We start from the raw sequence: 18,086 nt of genomic DNA, 5'->3' as shown, positions 1-18,086 counted from the left end.
ACTCCTTGCCGGCATTTGGCGATTTGCCACGACAATGTCAATACATTTGTACCTCCCTCGTCATCGGCTTCTCGTCGTGGGCTTGGCCGGAGCAGCCTTCTTCGCCGTTCCCCAATCTGTCGGTGCGCAAGGCGCGAGCCCGACTGCCGTGGCGTCCAAGCAGGGCTATTGGTGGTATCAGGCGCCGCCTGCGCCTCCCGAAAAGCCAGACGAGGCGGATGCGCTTGTGAAGCCGGTCATCCCGCCCATGGCGGAGCTGGCGACCTGGACGCCGCCGAAGATTCGCAAGCTCATCGAGCAGCAGCGGGACTATGCAGCGACGGTGCTGACGGTCGATGCCGTCGCGGATTTCTGGCGGCTTCAGGATTTTGCGCGGCGCAAGGCAAGAGCGTTCGCCGGCGTCACCCAGATCGCGATGCTGCAATATCCCGAACTCAACTCGAAGTCCGCTAATCCGATGGTGGGCGACGCGCGCTCCGAGCTGACCGCCGAGAAGGACGCCACTCGCCGGTCCTATCTGCGCGCCCATGCGGGCGAGTTCGCGCTCGTCATGTTCTCGCGTTCGACCTGCGGCTATTGCCGTGTCCAGTGGCCGATCATCCAGCGCTTCCAGGAAGAGATGGGCTGGCAGGTCACGCCCATGGATCTGGACAAGCGGCCCGACCTGAGGGAGCGGTTTGGAGTCGAGATCACACCGACGACGATGGTCATTCGCCGAGGAAGTCAGCAGCGCATGATCATCGCCTCGGGCGTCGAGGCTTATCCCAACCTCGCGCAGATGGCTTATCAAGCGGTCCGCCTGCTGCGCGGCGACATCCGGCCGGAACAGTTCATGACCGGTCCGGGGGAGGATGCGGGCTTCTTCGACGCGCTTGGCAACGGCCCGGTATCAGCGACCGATCCGCGAGCGCTCGGCGGCGATCTCGTGAAAACCTCCAGCGAGCCGAGGCCATGATGCGCGGTCTCATCCTCCTCGGCATCCCGGGCCTCGTCATCGGCATGGGCTCGGCATCCGCGCAGACCGTTAGCCGCGAGGACGCGATGCGAGCGGCGATCCACCCGGTCGACGATGCGAAGACCCTGCAGGCTTGGCTCTCGCGCGTTCCTGTCACGCGTGACTTTCCAGATGACTTCACGACAACGCTACGCGGACATGGCGCCGCCTTCATCATCGAGATGACGACAAGCCCCGGCTGCATACCGTGCGGCGACCTCTGGACAAAGCTGGCCGCGCTGGGCGCGCGCTATGGTTGGCAGGTACGCACCATCGGCAGTCAGGAGGCGATGATCCGGTCGGGACGCCTCGGTTTGCCCTGGGTCGGACATCCGGTCGCCTGGGTGCGGCCGATGGCGGACGATGCGCGTGTCGTGCCGGTGGCGATCGGCACCGACCATTCGCCCAATCTGGCCCGCAATCTCTATCTGGCCGCGAAGATGCTGACGGGGGTGAGGCCCGACGTCGGCGTCCGGGCCATGTCCAAGTTCACCGGCATCGTGGGGCTGTCGGCGAAGCGTGCAGGAAGGCGCTGAGCAATGGCGGCCTCGGTCCTTCCTTCGTCATCCCCAATCATCCGGAGTCCGCCATGTTCGCTTGCCACCGCGCCATCGTCCGTTCGCTGATCGCCCTTGCCCTCGCGACGATCGTTGCCGCAGTTCCCGCTCACGCGCAGAGCTGGGCCGAGAGCTGGTTTGACAATGTGACCTATACGTCGCCGGGCAGCTTCCAGGACCAGACGCGGGGCTACATCACGGCCGGTGGCATGTCGGGCCGCGTCGATGTCCACAACGACTATCTCATGTCGGTCAGCCTGCCCAAGGTCCGCGCCGGCTGCGGCGGGATCGACATGTTCCTTGGCGGTATGTCGTTCCTCGATCCGGACTATCTCGTCCAGAAGCTCGAAAGCATTCTCCAGGCAGCTCCCGCGGTCGCGTTCCAGTATCTCCTCGAGACGCTCGACGAGAAGATGGGGAACATCATCTCGAAGATGGAAGCGGCGACCAATTTCCTGAACTCGATCCAGGTCAACGATTGCCGGCTCGCCAACCGCATGGTGCAGATTGCCAAGGGCGACGACAATATGTCTGGGATCATCGAGGAGATGACCGGCTATCGCTCGGTCAAGCAAGGGTTCGCCAAGAGCTACCAGCAGAGCCGCGAGAAGATCGAGGCCAACAACAACAATCCCACCGAGGATTTGAAGGACGCGCTCGCCAACTGCCCGGCAGAGGTGACGGACATTTTCCGCACCGGCTCGCTCCTCGCCCACGCCGCGCAGCGGGTCGGCGCCGGCGACTGGGCGAGCGTGATGCGTGCCCGGGTCGGCGACGTGTACATGCGCTGGGACGATGGCGACCGAGTGCCGCTCTTCACGGCTATCCCCCAATGCCCCGCGCAGGACACGGAAAGCGCGCAGGATTTCCTGACGGGGCGCGTCCAGCGCCGCACGCTCAATTTCCCGCCCACCGGCGCCGACTGCGCGCAGGACGGCAGCGGACGCGGTGCGCTCGTCCTGGCGCGCGAGCGCATGCAGTCGATCGCCACCAAGATCCGCACGCGCGCTGCGCTGGCGGCCGAGGAACGGCAGTTCGTGGCCAATGTCCGGACGCTTCCCGTCTATCGCATGCTCGAATGGGGCGTGCGCCAGGGCGTCGTCGACTCGGTGATCGCCGACACGGACGAACTGGTCGCGCTCACCCTCGCCTACCAGATGCTCAACGATCTCACCCGCACCATCGACTTCACGGTGACCAATGCAGATCGAGGAGCCACGGTGGCGGGGTCGGCCGACAGCAACAACGCCAATGTCTGCCAGACGCGGATTCTGTCCAAGGGCATCGAGCAGCTACGGGATTTGAGAGACGAGGTGCTGCGCCAACGCGCGCAGATGCGCCAGAGCTATATGGCGGCCCTCAACCAGACCAACCTCTCCGCCAACTATGCCGGGCTCCTGCGCGAGCGCGATCGGGACGCCCGTGACGCCGCCGGCGCCGCGGCCCGCAACCAGTAGGATCCTGTCATGCGCCGGCTTCCAAGGCTTCTTGCCGCCCTTCCCGCCCTGCTCCTCGCTTCCCCCGCCCTGGCGGTCGACACGAGCTTCCACACCTATGACGGCTTTGCCGAGACGGTCGAGGCTTTCCGGCTGGTGTCGATGATCTTCGGCGATCCGCGTTACGAGACGCTGGTGATGATCGTCGCGACGGTCGGGATCGGCCTCGGCGCGATCATCGCCAGCGTGCGCGGGACTGGCATGGGGCTGGTCGCCTTCGGCTTCCAGATCCTCATCGGCGTCGGCCTGTTCGTCGGACTCGTCGCCACGACGGGAACGGTCCATGTCTACGACCGGGTGCGCAACGCCTATCAGCCGGTCGGCGGCGTTCCCAACCTGCTCGTGCTCGTCGCCGGCGCGACCAACATGATCGAGCGCGCGATGGTCGAGACGATAGACGACAACACGCTCGATCCCAATGCCAAGATCGAGTTCGGGGCCGGCGGACACAGCTTCGACTTGTTCCTGAACGCCGTTTCGCCGCGCGGGCCAATGACCGACGTCTTCCTGGACGCGACAATCAAAGACTATGTCCGGCAATGCTATCCGGTGGCGCGGGTGTCGGCTGCCTATGGCGTGGACGATGACCAGCTCTTCCGGACTTCGACCGACTTGCCGGCTTCCTTCGCGGCGATGGCAGGCCCCGCTACCTTCTCAACGGTCTATACCGAAGCCGACAAGGGCGGCACGACGGTCAGTTGCAGCGATGCCTGGGCGTATATCTCGGATCGCCTGTCCGACCCGGTCCTGTTCGACGGCTATACGAAGCAAATTTGCGCGCGAACCGGCTATGACACGGACAATGTCCAGCAGATGACACGATGCCGGCAACAAGTCGGAGAGATGGGCCAGATGATGCTCGGCCGGCCGCTGAGTGCGCAGGCCTTCCTGACGCACATTCTGCTCGGCAACACGGTGGGCGACGTGCTGTTCGAGGATTCACCGGCGAGTGCGGCGAGAGTCATGGCCAATCGGGCAGTCATCTCCAACGGCCTCGCGACCATGTCGGTGGCGAACGAATGGATGCCGACGATCCGCGCCACCGTGTTCGGCATCATGCTGTTCATGATCCCGATCGCGCTCCTGTTCATCCTGACGCCGATCAATCTGCGGGTCGCGAGCTTTGCGCTCGGCATGTTCGTCTTTGTGGCGCTCTGGGGCGTTATCGATGCGGGCATCTATCAGCTCACGCTCGGTCGCGCGACGGCGACGCTCGCGGAGTTGCGCTCGAACGCGCTTGCGGCCAACGCCTGGCTGCTCGCGCCTTCGGCGGCGATGAAGGCGCTGGCGATCTTCGGCAGCTTTCGTACGGCCGCCGCCGGCTTGGCCGGCGCGTTCGTCTTTACCGTGTTCCGCTTCAGCGGCAATGTGTTCACCTCCTTCACGTCGGGCTCCCTCGGCGTGGCGAGCCAAGGCACGGCCGCCGCCGCGCCCATGGGTACGGCCGAGGGACAAGCGTCTGCGCTGGAAGCGCAGGCCTCGGCTTTGGGCACCCGCTCCCGCGCCGCTGCGTCATCGAGCTTCGGCGATTTCGGGGAACGATCGACCTTCGGCGCCAACCGCGTCTTCGGTGAGGCAGGTCATATCCTTGGCCAGCGACCCGGCACCCCGGGCGGGACGGCGATGGCGCTTGGCGGCATCGAGGGCTCTCGTCAGCTTGGCAGCCTTGCGCCGGCGTTGGCTGGCCGGGATCTCGCCGACCCGGCGGTTGCGCGCGCCGTTCAGGCCAATGCCGCGACCACTGCGATCCACCAATTTGCCGAGAAGGATGCGCTCAGGAGCCTCGGGACGGGCTATTTCGGCCAGGGTGAGGCCGGCGAGAGGACGTTCGCGGCCTTCAGCCAGAACCTGGTGCAATGGCGCGCGTTCGGCGACAGCCGAGCTTACGGCATGATGATGCAGGCGGCCACGCGCCATTTTGAGCGGGCCGGCTATTCGGCGAGCGATGCCGAGCTCAAAGCCTCGGGCGTGATCGGAGAGGCCCAGGCCGATCCGACTTTCGCCAAGCTGATCGCCAACACGTTCGACCAGGAGCAGATGCTGAGGAACGATCTCACGTCGGCGCAGATCCAGGTCGGTGCGATGGAAGGGCGCCGCGACTATGCCGGCGATAATGTCGCGGGCGTCGAGCGCACCAATGTCGCGACCGAGCAGGGCTGGCGCAGCGGCAGCAATCACGGCCAGCGAGAGGCGGCTTCGATGCTCGGTCTCTCCGTCGACGAGACGGCGCGTCGGGTCGGGTTCATCAATGCGCTGTCTGGCGAGGCGAGAAGCACCGCCGTTACGCAGCTCGGGCGCGCGACGGGAAGGAACGAGGCGCAGGTCATGGCGGCCCTTGAGCGCTACAATATGGCGGTGCAGGTCGGAACCGCTGATGGCGCCACTGCCGAAGCGCGCCGCGAGGGCACCAGCGTCTACGGACGGACGGCCGAGGCGGCTGGGTACGACTTTGCCGAGCGCTCCGGCAAGCTCGATGCGCAGCGGGAAGTCGGAACCGCAGGCACGCGCGGCGCGGCGCGGATCGGCGAGCAGCGGCGTCAGGCGGAAAATTTCGGCTTTGCCGAGGGCGCGGAGGCAGCCGGCGTATCGACGCGCGAGGCAGCGCGGCTCGACAGCTTCATCCAGGCATTGAGCCGGACCGCGGGCAACCAGGTCGACATGGCCGAGGGCGGCGCCGAGGGCGTGGCCGACCGCGCGCGTAACGAGCGGCTCACCTCGATCGTCGATCGGGAGCGGCTCACCCGCATGCAAAGGCTTCTGGGCGACAACGGCATCCAGCTGACCAAACGACAAATCGCGATGGACCAGAATGGCGACCTTGGCCTCAATCTCACGCCTGAGACGGCGGCGGCCATGTGGAGAGCGGGGCTCATCAACGAAAGCCAGCTGGGAGCGATCGCCAATGGCGGGCACGCCCGCTTCAGCTTCGCGCACAACGATCTCCTCGTCTCCAGCGGAACGGATTTCAGCCGGTCGGCGCGCAGCGACACCAGCACCCGGTTCGAGGCCGGCAAGCAGGCGGGACCGGATACGATTGAGCATTTCATGGGCGGCGGCGCCGAAGGCCAGGCCATGCTCGCCAACTGGCTGCGCGGCGGGTTCGAGATGGACCGCAAGGGCGAATGGCGCCTGAAGCCGCAGGTCGCCGACACGCTCCAGCGCGATGTCCAGGCGATCATGGCGCAGACCGGCTGGCAGAGAACGCTGTCACGTTCGGCCCAAGATCAGACGACGATGGGTACCAGTGTCAACGTGGAACTCGGCCGTTCAGTCGGCGTATCCGAAAACGAAGACATCGGTGAACGCGGGCAAGGGGCCGGAAGAAGAACACAGGGCCGGCGTACTCAAGCCCCACAGAAGATGCAATCAACGTCGGGGCGCGTTGGCGCAAGCGTTGGGTTTAGCAGCAGAGACACAGGTTCCACGAGTGAGGCTGCGGGGTCAACGCTTGATATCGTCAACTATGACGTTCGCGAATCCATCGCCGCCGCAGAGCGCGCAGCAGCCCGTTCCAGCGACCCGGAAGCAGCATTCTCCCGCGAATTGTCAAACCGCGTCCTCGGTGACGAAGGCATACGCAATCGCTACCTCAAAAATGCAGATAATGGGCGCGCTACCTTCGATATCACCGGGCCGCTGACGTCACTGGAACAGAACTCGGTTCTTGCGAAAGGGAGCTTCTCAACTGATATCGAAAGCAGTCCGGGTGACGGCGACACCAGCTTCAAGAAGCGTTAAGAGTGCTTACCTGTGTGCGGATTGATGTACCCCGCATTGAGGGGGTTCAACGGGTTGCCGATCCAGAGTACTCCCGACCGCGGGTCGAACATGTCAGTTGTGGCGGCCAGATCTTTCATCGCGCGATCATGCTCCGCCCAAATGCGTTTCGTCACAGTCGAAGCTTCCTCATCGGACAGCGGCGTTCCATCACCTTGCCCCACAAAGTGGCCCAGACGCTCTCGGACGTAGCCGACGCCCAGCACCATAAGCGCCGTCATCGGGAAGAATAGGACATTCAGATAGCCCGCGAGTGCCCCACGATAGAATGCCGCGAGAAAGTCAACGCGTGTCGCCACTGCCATCCCGAGCCACCAGACGGGAATGGCGGACCACCAAAGCTTGGCATACCAAGGCCGCCAGAGCCACTTCGACAGCTTCGGCTGGTCAGCGGCGCTTTCCACCTGATGTTTGTCGATGGTAGTGCCCATCGGGAAATCCCTTCCACTGCCCCATATCACTGATCGGGCCAGATTTCCACGGTCTACATAGTCGTCTCAAGGCGAGATTCGGGCGGAGCGTGACCTTTCGCCGACTATATTGCGCTCTCGACATCGGTCTTGGTGAAGTCGTCCCCTACGAAGAGGAGAGGACATCCATGCTCCCTGGCGACTTCATAGGCGAAGCAGTCGCCAAAGTTGAGCCCGGCTGCATGAACGCCCTTTCCCCACTTGGAATAGGCCGAGGCAACGCGGCGCGCAGCGGCTGGGGTCACACTCACGATCTCGAAGCCAAGCCCGTCGATCAGGCTCACCATTTCCTCGGCGACGTTCCGTCGGGCCGAGACGATCAGAGTCTCGGCCACGGTCCCGGCGGAGATGATCAATTCATCCGCAGCTCGATCGCATCGCTACAGGTAGCCGCATGCGGTTCATCAAGGACGATCGCCATCAGTGCAGACGTATCGACCGCGATCACGCGGGCAAACCATCGTCGCCATAGAGGAAATCCTGGCTATGCGCAGCGTCAGGACCGGTGGTTGCCTTCGCCGCCCCAGCTATCCGAGCGGCGTCCAGGAGCTTGCGGCGCGCCGTTCCATCGCTCGCCGGACGGACGGGGACCAACCTCACTGCCGGTTGTCCATGTCGCGTCAGGACAATCTCGTCTCCAGCTTCGGCCCGCCGCACCAACTCGGTCAGCTGCGCCTTGGCGTCGCTCACAGAGACTCGCATGTTGAACTCCCACTGGCCGTCGGCTACATGAACATTTTTGGACTATTGAATGGTCCATGTCAAGATGTTTGCCCAATGCCGTGGCCACGTCAGGGCATAGCTCCCTGGTCAGCGGGTACCCTGCGACTGTCTGGATCAAGGTTCGTCATGTGGGCGGCTGCGCAGCAGAATGCGCCATAATCGGGCAAGCAGATGACGTTTCGGTCCGCGACGGACCCGAATGTGAAAGCTGGCAGGTGGCGGGTCTGAAGACAAATCGCCTTGAGTATCGGATCGGGAGGCAAGGCTGTTGCGCCTGGGTGAGGGCAAATCGCCTTCGCGGAACAGCGAGCCTTGGTACGAATCGTTCTTCGTGGACATCGCCGGAGTATAGTGGATGGATGTGCCGATAGAACACCTCCGCAGACCGACGCTCCCTGGCTGACATGGGAGGTCCACGGGCGGAGCTTGGACTTAGTCATATCAGCCGTTTGCTCGCGAAGGGGCGATTGGTCTTGCGATAGCGGCTAGAGCAGTCTATATCTGACTAGCTAGTCAGGAGATAATCAATGGGCACGGCAGTTGGCAAGACGGAAGGTGAGAAATCCGGTCCCCGCAGTACGTGGAAACTCGAAGATGCCAAGGCCCGCTTCAGCGAAGTGGTCCGGCGCGCCCAGAGCGAGGGACCGCAGCGGGTCACGGTCCGCGGCCGGGAGGCCGTGGTGGTGATGAGCGTGGACGAACTCGACCGGCTTCTGCCCAGGGATGCGGGCAAACCTGCGTTCGTTCCGTTCCTCGAGGGCCTCGGACTCGATGGCCTCGACCTTGAGCGCGAGATCGACCGCGGGCGGGACGTCGCCTTGTGAAAGGCTGGCTGCTGGACACGCATATCGTATCTGCGTTGGCCAGCCCGAACGGTGCGCCAAGCGTCAAGGCATGGGCGACAGCGCAACCCGAGCACCGGATGTTCCTGAGCGTCCTGGCGCTCGCGGAATTCGATAAAGGCATCCACAATCTCGAGCCGGAACATCCGGATCGTTCGCGCTATATAGCGGCCCGCGACGCCCTCGCTGAACGCTTCAGCGACCGGCTCCTCTCCGTTCACGACGCCATCGTCTATCGCTGGGGCGCAATTTCGGGTGAGGTGAAGCGGCGCACGGGGCAGTCCCCGCCGGTGATCGATACGCTGCTCGCGGCAACCGCGATCGAGCACGACCTCTTCCTCGTGACGCGAAACATCAAGGATACTCGCCACAGCGGCGCCGTGATCTTCAACCCGTGGGAAGACGAGCCTTCGCGCTTCCCTCTCACATGACCCGAATGACGATGAGACGATGAAAACCGAACTCGACCATCTTCCGGTAAACAAGCGGCGCGAACTCGATCGGGTCATCCGGATCCTCTTTGAGGAGTTCGAGGACGCGCTTGGCCAGCCGACTGGGCCGCGCAAGCTTGGCCGCATCCTCAAGATCATCCTCTACGGCTCCTATGCGACCGGACGGTGGGTGCATGAGCCGCATACCGAGAGGGGCTATCGATCGGATTTCGACCTTCTCATCATCGTCAACCAGAAGGAGCTGACGGACAGAGCCGAATATTGGGAGAAAGCGGAAGAACGCCTCGACCGGGAAACCATGATCCTCAACCGCCTGCGCACGCCGGTCAATTTCATCGTTCACACGCTGCAGGAAGTGAACGATGGGCTGGCTCATGGCCGCTATTTCTTTATGGACATCGCGCGCGATGGCATTGCGCTGTATCAAGTCGACAACAGCGAACTGCACGAGCCCAAGCCCAAGACCCCGCAGCAAGCCTATGACATGGCGAAGGGTTATTTCGACCAGTGGTTCGGCCTCGCTATATCGTCGCGGATGCTTTATCAGTTTGCCTACGACAACAAGCAATTTCCCGACGCAGCCTATAATCTTCAACAGGCGTGCGAACGTCTCTATTACTGCGTTCTTCTCGTCTACACCTTCTACACGCCCTATAGCCACAATATCAAATTCCTTCGGACGCGCGCTGAAGCGATTTCTGCGCGCCTCGTCGAGGCCTGGCCAAGGGAGACCCGCAAGCAGGAAGCGCACTTCAACAAGCTCAAGGATGCCTATGTGAAAGCCCGGCATTCCGAGCATTTCAAGATGACGGAGGAGGAATTCGCGTACCTCTCCGAGCGTGTCGAGGTGCTTGGCACGATCGTCAACGAACTCTGCCAGGAGAGGCTGTCAGAGCTGCGCGCCGAGCTATAGGCGCTTTATCCCATATTCAGACGAGCCTTGCAGGAGGAAATGAATGAACAACAGCGACTTGGCCGAAAAGCTGGCAGCGGTGATCGGCGTCACAAAGGCTGATGCCCGCAAGGCGGTTGATACGGTCTTTGCCGCAATCGCGGAATCCGCCTCGAACGGCGAGGAAATCTCGCTCAACGGCTTTGGCAAGTTCAAGGTCAAAGACACGCTGGCGCGGGAGGGACGCAATCCGGCTACGGGCGCAACCATCCAGATCGCCGCGTCGAAAAAGCTCACCTTCGCGCCAGCCAAGGCGATCAGGGATAAGCTGAACGGCTGAATTCCTAACGACCGGCGATTGATGAATCGCCGGTCAAGCCGTCATACGACCTCATCGTCTCCACAAACCTTCAGCATTCGCCTCTCCGCGTCGTATCATGGTGAGCATGAAGCGGCATGGCAGGCGTCTATCGATTGCCGCCCACTCTGCCAATGTCCAGCGAAACGGCATAAAGGGTTTCTATCCGGGAGAAAGTTGTGGCAGCTGAAGATATATCCGATGCCGCTGCGCGGTGGCTCGCGCTGGCCCTCGTTGAGAATTGTGTACGCAATTCTCAACTGGAGGATCTCCATGCTGGCACGACCCCAGGAACAGCGGTCGGCGATTTTAGCGATGTGAAGGTGGTTACGCCCTTTGGTGACATCCCATGGAACCAGCTTTCGCGGATCTCCGATGCAGAAATGATGGCGTTGATGATCGACATCGTCAACAAGGTCTACACGTTTCTCACGCATCTTGAGGATGTGGTGGTTCTGCGGGATTCTGCACGCTGGAATCGGCCTGAGCATGACCCTGCCCTGCTCGCCTTCGCCAATCGCCGTGCGGCTTCTCGAGGAGCGGAAGGCGAAAGGAAGGACTGAGAGATCAGCCTTGCCCGCGCTATGAAAGCTCAGCACGCGCAAATCTGACGGCGCCATTTTGCAGGCGTTATGCCGGATGCCTTGGCAAACGCTTTGGTGAAGTGGGCCTGGTCGGAGAATCCGCACTCGAGAGCGACTTGCACCAGGGGTAGCGCGGTATCGGCCAAGAGGCGTTTTGCGCACACGATGCGCTGCTGAACAAACCAGGCATAGGGTGCGATCCCAACCGTGTTCGTGAAAGCTCGCACAAAATAGCAGAGCGACAATCGGCACAGAGACGCGATTTCGGAGATCGAGATTGCGTTGCTGAGATTACACCGCATCGTGCGCATGGCCAGACTGACCTGCCAGGGGGCAAGCATCGGCCGACTGCTCGTCTCTCCTCTGGGTCCCCCGAAACCCTTCTGCCGTCCGGTCGGCACAGATTGTGTTTTAGTCTGCGCCAACCGCGCGCACGACGTCGCGCTCGCGCCCACACTTCCAAAAGCCGCCATGGCGACCCCCAACGGGTTGCGAGGCAGATTGCTTGCGCCGGGGACCTCAGCGCCCTGCCTCATCGGCCACCACCAGGAGACGCTAGGGCGCAAGCCGAGGCGCGTTCGAAGGAGGAAGCCCTACTATTCCCAATGGGGGGACACATTGGCGATCCAAAATGCGCCCCACTTTTTTGTCCGAGTTCAGCGCCGGGCCTCCCGTAGCCATCCGGTGAAGACCGCAGGCCGCCACCGAATGGCGGCTTCAGCGGACGCCCAGAGGAGCAATGATGTCGTGGGGACCGGAAAATCTGCTTTCTGGCGCGGAAGGCAGGTTAACGGCCAGCGATCCGTCTTATGACGATATGGCCCAAATCATTACAGTTGCGGCCTTGGGAGTCACCATACCTCACCAACTCGCGCCGTCGATGAACCGGCGGGGCAGCCCATTCCACAACGCCGGGTCAAATAGTCTGAGATTGATGCCCATCCGGTCGTACGTCGGATCGCGGGGGCTCCAGTGGGTGGTGACGCCACATGTCGCGCAATGCCACAACGTCAGGGTGGCGTCGCCCTGTACATAGCCTACGCCCATGCCCGCGACTTTCACTTGGCTGGGCGAGCGGTAGGTCCACAGTGCTCCGGTTCGCCGGCAGATCGAGCAATTGCACTCACCGGCATCGACAGGATCATCCTCAATCGCAACGCGGATTGTCCCGCAGTGCAGCTTCCCTCATGCTTCATGCCAGCATCTCCTGCACTCAACCGGACAAGCCTTGGTTTGTTAGATCTGCAACAAATACGATGACAAGGGAACGCCATACCAGGTTAAACCGGTACGGTAATGTCGTCCCCGTGCAACCGTTCGGTGGCACGGACGTGGGCCTCGACTAGCCTTTCGAGCGGCATCAGCGCCAGTCAGACCGGCCGCTTGGGACGACGTAAGACCTTCCTCAGATATATCTCCGCTCGAGTGAGCTCCTTTTGAACCGTGCGCTTGTGCAACCCGAACTCGGCGGCAATCTCGCTTTGCGATTTCTCGTCGCGCCACTTGGCCAGGAATATTGCCTGCCGCCGAGGCGGGAGGGTATGAAGCGCCTGCAAAGCTCGCGTCATTTCGTCCGTGGCCAAGGTGGCGGCTTCCTGACTCGGCGCATTGTCCGGAATATCGAGAAGCCCAGCATCCTCCATGTTGATCGCGCGCCAGTCGCTCCGCCTCCTGTTCTTTGCGAGATTGATGGCCATCCGGTAGAGGTAGAAGCGTGGGTTATGGAGATCGCCGATAGACGGGTCCGCCCTCAGCTTGACATAGACGTCGTGGAGCGCCTCAGCTGCAGCCTCGGAGGAACGCAGATGCGCCGAGAGGCGCATTTGCAGCGCCCCATATTCAATCTCAAGAAGGGCAAGAAGTTGCTCAACCGGGCTCTGGTTGGTCGCTTGGAACGAAGCGTCGAATTCGCTCGCCTGCGCAGGCTGGAGTGGTTCCGAGTCGTCAATCATTGCCTTCCAGACTTTAGCAGGGATCGGTTCGCCAATTCCGACGTGAACTCGTTGTTTGCTCTCACCGCAGCTGACCGAGTTCGGTGCGGATAGAAGCTGTGGCGCAGATGTTGTGAGGAGCTAGGCCCTTTCACCAAGACTCATGGCCCGGTTACGACCTGCGCCGCGGAGCCAGAATCGGACCAGGTTTGCGGCCTCGCGATCGCCGGATATCCCGGCGCCGCGCCGCCTGCGTTTCCGTTCGCATCTGTGCGAGCACCTGGCGAAGGCCATGCAGTTGATCCACGAGGTGGAGCACGATGTCGACGCCTTCGTCGTTCACGCCGAAGTCTCGCTTCAGATCATGTATGAGGCGCGCGCGGGCCGCGTCCATGTCGGTCAGGACGATGGTCGTGGATCTGCGCTCGCCAAGGAGCCATTCGCGATCGATCCACTGCTCGAGCGAGTGGAGTTCGATCCCCGAGTGGGATAGAAATTCGTCCAAGTCTATCATCGCAAGGCCTCACGAGGATTGAAATTCTTGCCGGCTTCCCAGGTCGAAACGAATTGTATGAGTTCCGGATCGGCCGGCTTGGGCAGCACGATCCTGAGCTTCACGAATTGATCGCCACGACCGCCGCCCAGCCGAGGGGCACCCTTGCCTTTGAGGCGCAGCGTGCTGCCACTGTTCGAATTGGCCGGCACGGTCATCGTCACATCACCGGTTGGCGTGGGAACGCGGATCTTGCCGCCGAGGACGGCTTCCCTCAGCGAGATCGGAACGTCGATCGTGATGTCGTCGCCATTGCGGAGGAAGCGTGGGTCGGATCGAACCTCGATCTCGATATATGCGTCTCCTGGGCCGCCCTTGCCGGCGCCAGGTGCGCCCTTGCCCTTGAGGCGCAGCGATTGACCATCAACGACGCCCGCCGGGATCGTCACGTCGAGCGTGCCGCCCGCTGGCAGGGTTATCCGCTGTGAACCGCCGGTGATCGACTCCACGAAGCTGACCGAAAGGCGATAGTGCAGGTCTTGCCCGCGGCGATTGGCGCGCGCCTGTGCGCTGCGACGGAAGAGTTCGGCGAACGGATCGTCGCCTGCGGCAAAATCCGCAAAGCCAGCGTTACTCGAATAATGGCCGGGGTCCGACCCGGCATAGTCACGATAATATTGCTGTTGGGGCCGCTCTGCGCCGGTCTCGTCGATCTCGCCCGTGTCGTAACGCCTGCGTTTCTCCGGGTTGCTCAGCAGATCGTAGGCGCCTGCGACTTGCTTGAACTTGTCCTCGGCCGACTTGTCGCCAGGGTTGAGGTCCGGATGGAGCTTCTTCGCGAGCTTGCGATACGCTTTCTGGATATCGTCCCCGCTCGCGGACGCGGCGACGCCGAGAACTTCATATGGATTGCTCACCTGCTACGCCTCCTGGCCGCGCTGAGGATCGGCGCGAACCCTTCCGCAGCATTCGCCGTCAGCCTCGGTATATCCATCTCCTGGCCGCATCCCCTCGTCACGCGGACTTCAGCCGCCTCAGGCCAAAGGCAAGTGAGATAAGGAAAACACCGCGGAAGAGAAAGCTGAAGCCGATGATCGCCGCCACGAAGGCAAGCCCTGCCAGCGGGCCGCTGATCACCAGATAGGTACCCAGCCCGATATCGACGACGCCGAGCAACAGCCTCCATCCCTTGTCATGCGTACCTTTCAGTCCATAGAAAAGCTGGGAAAATCCTGAGACGAACAGCCACAGCCCGATCGCCCAAGCGAGCGATGCGGCACCCTGGAATGGATCGAACAGCACGAAGAGGCCTGCGAGTACCGCCACGACGCCGAGGAGCAACTCCAGCACCTTCGATCGGGTGGAAAAGGCTGACAGTCCAGCGACTATCGCGATGACGCCATAGGCAAGCAATATCGCTCCGAAGATCACGCCGGCGGCAAAGCCCGTCGCGAGCGGGTTCAGGAAAGCCAGGATCCCGCCCAGGATCAGGAGCACGCCATAGGTCAGAACCCATCCCCAACCGGTGGATGCCGGAAACGGCGAACCCCAGACCCCCTTATTTGCTTCGTGCGCGCTCATAAGCTTTCTCCCTAATTCGTTCGGGCAATCCTTCGTCAACTGCTGCTGTCGCCCAATTCAGTCCCACGCTATTCCAGGCGGCCATCGTAACTCTTAGCCTATATTCAGCACGAGTACTCCGTCACCCTCATCGATATGGACGGTCGATCCGTCGCGGATCTCGCCCTGGAGGATCAAGTCGGCGAGCGGATCCTGGAGAAAGCGTTGCACCGCGCGTTTCAATGGCCGCGCGCCGTAGACCGGATCATAGCCGGCGCGGCCGAGCCAGGCGCGGGCCGCATCGGTGAGGTCGAGCGTGATCTTGCGGTCCTGGAGCAGCTTGCCGACGCGGGCGACCTGAATATCGACGATGGGCGCCATATGGTCGGCGCCCAGCCTGTGGAACAGAATAATCTCGTCGAGGCGGTTGAGGAATTCCGGTCGGAAATGGCCGCGGACGATTTCCATCACCTGGTCCTCGACCTTCTCGACCGATTCGTCGTCGGCGAGGCCCGCAATATACTGGCTGCCCAGATTGCTGGTCAGCACGATGATGGTGTTGGTGAAGTCGACCGTGCGGCCCTGGCCGTCGGTCAGCCGCCCGTCGTCGAGCACCTGCAGGAGAATGTTGAACACGTCGCCATGCGCCTTCTCGACCTCGTCGAAGAGGACGACCTGATAGGGGCGGCGGCGAACCGCTTCGGTCAGCACGCCGCCCTCTTCATAGCCGACGTAGCCCGGAGGGGCGCCGATCAGCCTGGCGACCGAGTGTTTCTCCATGAACTCGCTCATATCGATGCGAACCATCGCGTTGTCGTCGTCGAACAGGAAGCCGGCGAGCGCCTTGGTGAGCTCGGTCTTGCCGACGCCTGTGGGCCCTAGGAACAGGAATGAGCCCAGGGGCCGATTGGGATCCTGCAGACCGGCACGCGCGCGGCGCACGGCGGTCGACACGGCGCGGACCGCATCGGCCTGGCCGATGACGCGCTTGCCAATCGTCTCTTCCATGGCGAGCAGCTTCTCGCGTTCGCCGGTCATCATTCGCTCGACCGGAATGCCGGTCCAGCGCGCGACGACGCCGGCGATGTCCTCCGCTGTCACCTCCTCGCGCAGCATTGCGCCTTCGGCTGCGCCCGCCGCATCGGCCAGCTGCTTTTCGAGCGTGGGAATGGTGCCGTATTGCAGTTCGCCTGCCTTGGCGAGGTCGCCCGAGCGCTGCGCCTGGTCGAGCTCGATGCGTGCAGCGTCGAGCTGTTCCTTGATACGGCTCTCACCCGCGATCTTTTCCTTCTCGGCCTGCCAGCGCGAGGTGAGTTCAGCCGATTGCTGCTCGAGATTGGCGAGATCCTGCTCCAGCGTCTCCAGTCGGTCCTTCGACGCCTTGTCGGTCTCCTTTTTCAGCGCCTCCCGCTCGATCTTGAGCTGGATGATGCGCCGATCGAGATTCTCGATCTCCTCGGGCTTGGATTCGACTTCCATACGCAGGCGCGAGGCCGCCTCATCCATGAGGTCGATCGCCTTGTCCGGCAGGAAGCGGTCGGTGATGTAGCGGTGGGACAAGGTCGCCGCCGAGACCAGCGCGCCATCGGTGATGCGCACGCCATGGTGCAGCTCATATTTTTCCTTCAGGCCGCGCAGGATCGAGATGGTATCTTCGACCGTGGGCTCACCGACGAAGACGGGCTGGAAGCGCCGCTGGAGGGCTGGATCCTTCTCGACATGCTTGCGATATTCATCGAGCGTGGTCGCGCCGATGCAATGGAGTTCGCCGCGCGCGAGCGCGGGCTTGAGCAGGTTGGATGCGTCCATCGCGCCTTCGCCCTTGCCGGCGCCGATTAGCGTATGCATCTCGTCGATGAACAGGACGATATGGCCCTCGGCGGCCTTCACCTCATCGAGCACACCCTTCAGCCGCTCCTCGAACTCGCCGCGATATTTGGCCCCGGCGATCAGGCTGCCCATGTCGAGCGCCATCAGCGCGCGGTCCTTGAGCGTATCGGGCACGTCGCCATTGGCGATGCGCAGGGCGAGCCCTTCGGCGATCGCGGTCTTGCCGACGCCGGGTTCGCCGATGAGGACGGGATTGTTCTTCGTGCGCCTGGCAAGGATCTGGATGGTGCGACGGATCTCCTCATCGCGGCCGATGACCGGATCGAGCTTGCCTTCGCGGGCCGCTTCGGTGAGGTCGCGTGCGAACTTCTTGAGCGCGTCGTAGCGATCCTCGGCCGAGGCCGTGTCCGCAGTCTTTCCCTTGCGCAGCGCGCTGATCGCCGCATTCAGCGCTTCTGCCTTCAAGCCCGCTGAGGCCAGGGACTTGCCGGCCGCGGTGTTTGAGGCCAGCGCTAGCGCAAGAAGCAGCCGCTCGACGGTGACATAGCTGTCGCCCGCCTTCTGCGCGACCTGCTCGGCCTGATCGAGCACCAGCATAGCATCATTATCGAGGCTCGGGGCCGATTGCGCGCCGCTGCCTGAAACCGATGGCACCTTGGCGAGCGCGGCGTCGGTCTGCCGCGTCGCCACGGCGGGATCGCCGCCTGCCGCGCGGATGAGGCCGCTTGCCATGCCCTGCTCATCCTCGAGCAAAGCTTTCAGAAGATGTTCCGGGCTTATCCGCTGATGGCTCATGCGGATCGCGACGGTTTGCGCGCTCTGGAGGAAGCCCTTGGCGCGATCGGTGAATTTTTCGAGATTCATTGATTCCTCGTTTTTCCGTTTGGCGTGAGTACCGATCGCGTCTCACCCCATTGTCGGTTCGACGTCGCACGTGATGGCCAAGGGTTATCGAACCGATTCCAACACGGCCGATGAAGGCCCTATCGATTGGTTCGGCAAAGTCGGAGATTTCTTGGCATAGCGTGTTCCCCCTCTCTCGTTCGCTCAGAATTCTTGGCGCTTATCTTTCAAGCCGAAGCCCAGAAATATACGGGATGTTCCGATGGGCGCGGAATTCAGCCAAG

General features: G+C 62.5%; 19 protein-coding genes. 9 read left to right on the top strand and 10 right to left on the bottom strand.

The window, feature by feature from the left end; translation table 11 throughout:
- Nucleotides 1-34 precede the first annotated feature (34 nt).
- Genes BF95_RS15255 through BF95_RS15240 form a run of 4 tightly spaced genes read left to right on the top strand, consistent with a single transcriptional unit; the run spans nt 35 to nt 6,785 of the window.
- Entirely contained in the window at nt 35-955 is a 921-nt protein-coding gene (locus tag BF95_RS15255) for a conjugal transfer protein TraF (RefSeq protein ID WP_081764181.1), read from the top strand.
- Entirely contained in the window at nt 955-1,530 is a 576-nt protein-coding gene (locus BF95_RS15250) for a hypothetical protein (protein WP_043152300.1), read from the top strand. Before BF95_RS15255 ends, BF95_RS15250 begins: the two co-directional genes overlap by 1 nt.
- Nucleotides 1,531-1,583: 53 nt before the next feature.
- Entirely contained in the window at nt 1,584-3,008 is a 1,425-nt protein-coding gene (locus BF95_RS15245) for a conjugal transfer protein TraH (protein WP_043152265.1), read from the top strand.
- Between the two features lie 9 nt (nt 3,009-3,017).
- The gene (locus BF95_RS15240; protein ID WP_043152264.1) at nt 3,018-6,785 is read left to right on the top strand and encodes a conjugal transfer protein TraG N-terminal domain-containing protein; all 3,768 of its coding nucleotides are present in this window, start codon (nt 3,018-3,020) and stop codon (nt 6,783-6,785) included.
- Here the strand turns inward: BF95_RS15240 and BF95_RS15235 are convergent.
- The 3 genes from BF95_RS15235 to BF95_RS15225 all read right to left on the bottom strand — a co-directional run bounded on the left by BF95_RS15235 (nt 6,782) and on the right by BF95_RS15225 (nt 7,984).
- Entirely contained in the window at nt 6,782-7,255 is a 474-nt protein-coding gene (locus BF95_RS15235; RefSeq protein WP_043152260.1) for a hypothetical protein, read from the bottom strand. The genes BF95_RS15240 and BF95_RS15235 overlap by 4 nt on opposite strands.
- A gap of 104 nt (nt 7,256-7,359) precedes the next feature.
- Complete coding sequence (locus tag BF95_RS15230; protein WP_235209776.1) at nt 7,360-7,650, bottom strand: type II toxin-antitoxin system VapC family toxin; 291 nt, start codon at nt 7,648-7,650, stop codon at nt 7,360-7,362.
- Between the two features lie 88 nt (nt 7,651-7,738).
- On the bottom strand, nt 7,739-7,984 hold the full coding sequence (locus BF95_RS15225) for a type II toxin-antitoxin system Phd/YefM family antitoxin (protein WP_235209775.1): 246 nt from the start codon (nt 7,982-7,984) through the stop codon (nt 7,739-7,741).
- Nucleotides 7,985-8,544: 560 nt separating this feature from the next.
- On the opposite strand from BF95_RS15225, the gene BF95_RS15220 reads away from it, so the two are divergent.
- The 5 genes from BF95_RS15220 to BF95_RS15200 all read left to right on the top strand — a co-directional run bounded on the left by BF95_RS15220 (nt 8,545) and on the right by BF95_RS15200 (nt 11,124).
- Entirely contained in the window at nt 8,545-8,841 is a 297-nt protein-coding gene (locus BF95_RS15220) for a type II toxin-antitoxin system Phd/YefM family antitoxin (RefSeq protein ID WP_043152257.1), read from the top strand.
- Nucleotides 8,838-9,290, top strand: coding sequence for a type II toxin-antitoxin system VapC family toxin (locus tag BF95_RS15215; RefSeq protein WP_043152255.1), 453 nt, complete (start codon nt 8,838-8,840; stop codon nt 9,288-9,290). Before BF95_RS15220 ends, BF95_RS15215 begins: the two co-directional genes overlap by 4 nt.
- Before the next feature lie 19 nt (nt 9,291-9,309).
- Complete coding sequence (locus BF95_RS15210; RefSeq protein ID WP_043152254.1) at nt 9,310-10,224, top strand: HEPN domain-containing protein; 915 nt, start codon at nt 9,310-9,312, stop codon at nt 10,222-10,224.
- 43 nt (nt 10,225-10,267) lie between these two features.
- Nucleotides 10,268-10,543 carry an HU family DNA-binding protein gene (locus BF95_RS15205; RefSeq protein WP_043152252.1) on the top strand — a complete coding sequence of 92 codons (276 nt, stop codon included), beginning with the start codon at nt 10,268-10,270 and terminating at the stop codon, nt 10,541-10,543.
- A gap of 197 nt (nt 10,544-10,740) precedes the next feature.
- Nucleotides 10,741-11,124: a hypothetical protein gene (locus tag BF95_RS15200; RefSeq protein ID WP_051520052.1), complete on the top strand. Its 384-nt coding sequence runs from the start codon at nt 10,741-10,743 to the stop codon at nt 11,122-11,124.
- A gap of 29 nt (nt 11,125-11,153) precedes the next feature.
- Here the strand turns inward: BF95_RS15200 and BF95_RS15195 are convergent, their stop codons facing one another.
- The 7 genes from BF95_RS15195 to clpB all read right to left on the bottom strand — a co-directional run bounded on the left by BF95_RS15195 (nt 11,154) and on the right by clpB (nt 17,823).
- Nucleotides 11,154-11,486, bottom strand: coding sequence for a helix-turn-helix domain-containing protein (locus BF95_RS15195; RefSeq protein ID WP_043152295.1), 333 nt, complete (start codon nt 11,484-11,486; stop codon nt 11,154-11,156).
- Nucleotides 11,487-12,006: 520 nt separating this feature from the next.
- The gene (locus tag BF95_RS31100; RefSeq protein ID WP_443018375.1) at nt 12,007-12,297 is read right to left on the bottom strand and encodes a GFA family protein; all 291 of its coding nucleotides are present in this window, start codon (nt 12,295-12,297) and stop codon (nt 12,007-12,009) included.
- Nucleotides 12,298-12,515: 218 nt separating this feature from the next.
- On the bottom strand, nt 12,516-13,097 hold the full coding sequence (locus BF95_RS15190) for an RNA polymerase sigma factor (protein WP_043152251.1): 582 nt from the start codon (nt 13,095-13,097) through the stop codon (nt 12,516-12,518).
- Nucleotides 13,098-13,248: 151 nt separating this feature from the next.
- Nucleotides 13,249-13,590 (bottom strand): chaperone modulator CbpM, encoded by a 342-nt coding sequence (locus BF95_RS15185; protein ID WP_051520051.1) that lies wholly within the window; start codon nt 13,588-13,590, stop codon nt 13,249-13,251.
- Nucleotides 13,587-14,486 (bottom strand): DnaJ C-terminal domain-containing protein, encoded by a 900-nt coding sequence (locus BF95_RS15180; RefSeq protein ID WP_043152248.1) that lies wholly within the window; start codon nt 14,484-14,486, stop codon nt 13,587-13,589. Before BF95_RS15180 ends, BF95_RS15185 begins: the two co-directional genes overlap by 4 nt.
- Nucleotides 14,487-14,583: 97 nt before the next feature.
- Nucleotides 14,584-15,189, bottom strand: coding sequence for an HdeD family acid-resistance protein (locus tag BF95_RS15175; RefSeq protein ID WP_235209774.1), 606 nt, complete (start codon nt 15,187-15,189; stop codon nt 14,584-14,586).
- A gap of 54 nt (nt 15,190-15,243) precedes the next feature.
- Nucleotides 15,244-17,823 (bottom strand): ATP-dependent chaperone ClpB, encoded by a 2,580-nt coding sequence (clpB, locus tag BF95_RS15170; protein ID WP_043152246.1) that lies wholly within the window; start codon nt 17,821-17,823, stop codon nt 15,244-15,246.
- Nucleotides 17,824-18,086: the final 263 nt, after the last annotated feature.

It is taken from the genome of Sphingobium sp. Ant17 (genome assembly GCF_000588875.1).
GTDB lineage: Bacteria > Pseudomonadota > Alphaproteobacteria > Sphingomonadales > Sphingomonadaceae > Sphingobium.
This window is presented reverse-complemented; position numbering and strand designations above follow the sequence as displayed.

Coding starts and splice junctions, on each gene's coding strand:
- BF95_RS15255 (WP_081764181.1), top strand. CDS start 35: ATGTCAATACATTTGTACCTCCCTCGTCATCGGCTTCTCGTCGTGGGC.
- BF95_RS15250 (WP_043152300.1), top strand. CDS start 955: ATGCGCGGTCTCATCCTCCTCGGCATCCCGGGCCTCGTCATCGGCATG.
- BF95_RS15245 (WP_043152265.1), top strand. CDS start 1,584: ATGTTCGCTTGCCACCGCGCCATCGTCCGTTCGCTGATCGCCCTTGCC.
- BF95_RS15240 (WP_043152264.1), top strand. CDS start 3,018: ATGCGCCGGCTTCCAAGGCTTCTTGCCGCCCTTCCCGCCCTGCTCCTC.
- BF95_RS15235 (WP_043152260.1), bottom strand. CDS start 7,255: ATGGGCACTACCATCGACAAACATCAGGTGGAAAGCGCCGCTGACCAG.
- BF95_RS15220 (WP_043152257.1), top strand. CDS start 8,545: ATGGGCACGGCAGTTGGCAAGACGGAAGGTGAGAAATCCGGTCCCCGC.
- BF95_RS15210 (WP_043152254.1), top strand. CDS start 9,310: ATGAAAACCGAACTCGACCATCTTCCGGTAAACAAGCGGCGCGAACTC.
- BF95_RS15205 (WP_043152252.1), top strand. CDS start 10,268: ATGAACAACAGCGACTTGGCCGAAAAGCTGGCAGCGGTGATCGGCGTC.
- BF95_RS15195 (WP_043152295.1), bottom strand. CDS start 11,486: ATGCTTGCCCCCTGGCAGGTCAGTCTGGCCATGCGCACGATGCGGTGT.
- BF95_RS15190 (WP_043152251.1), bottom strand. CDS start 13,097: ATGATTGACGACTCGGAACCACTCCAGCCTGCGCAGGCGAGCGAATTC.
- BF95_RS15185 (WP_051520051.1), bottom strand. CDS start 13,590: ATGATAGACTTGGACGAATTTCTATCCCACTCGGGGATCGAACTCCAC.
- clpB (WP_043152246.1), bottom strand. CDS start 17,823: ATGAATCTCGAAAAATTCACCGATCGCGCCAAGGGCTTCCTCCAGAGC.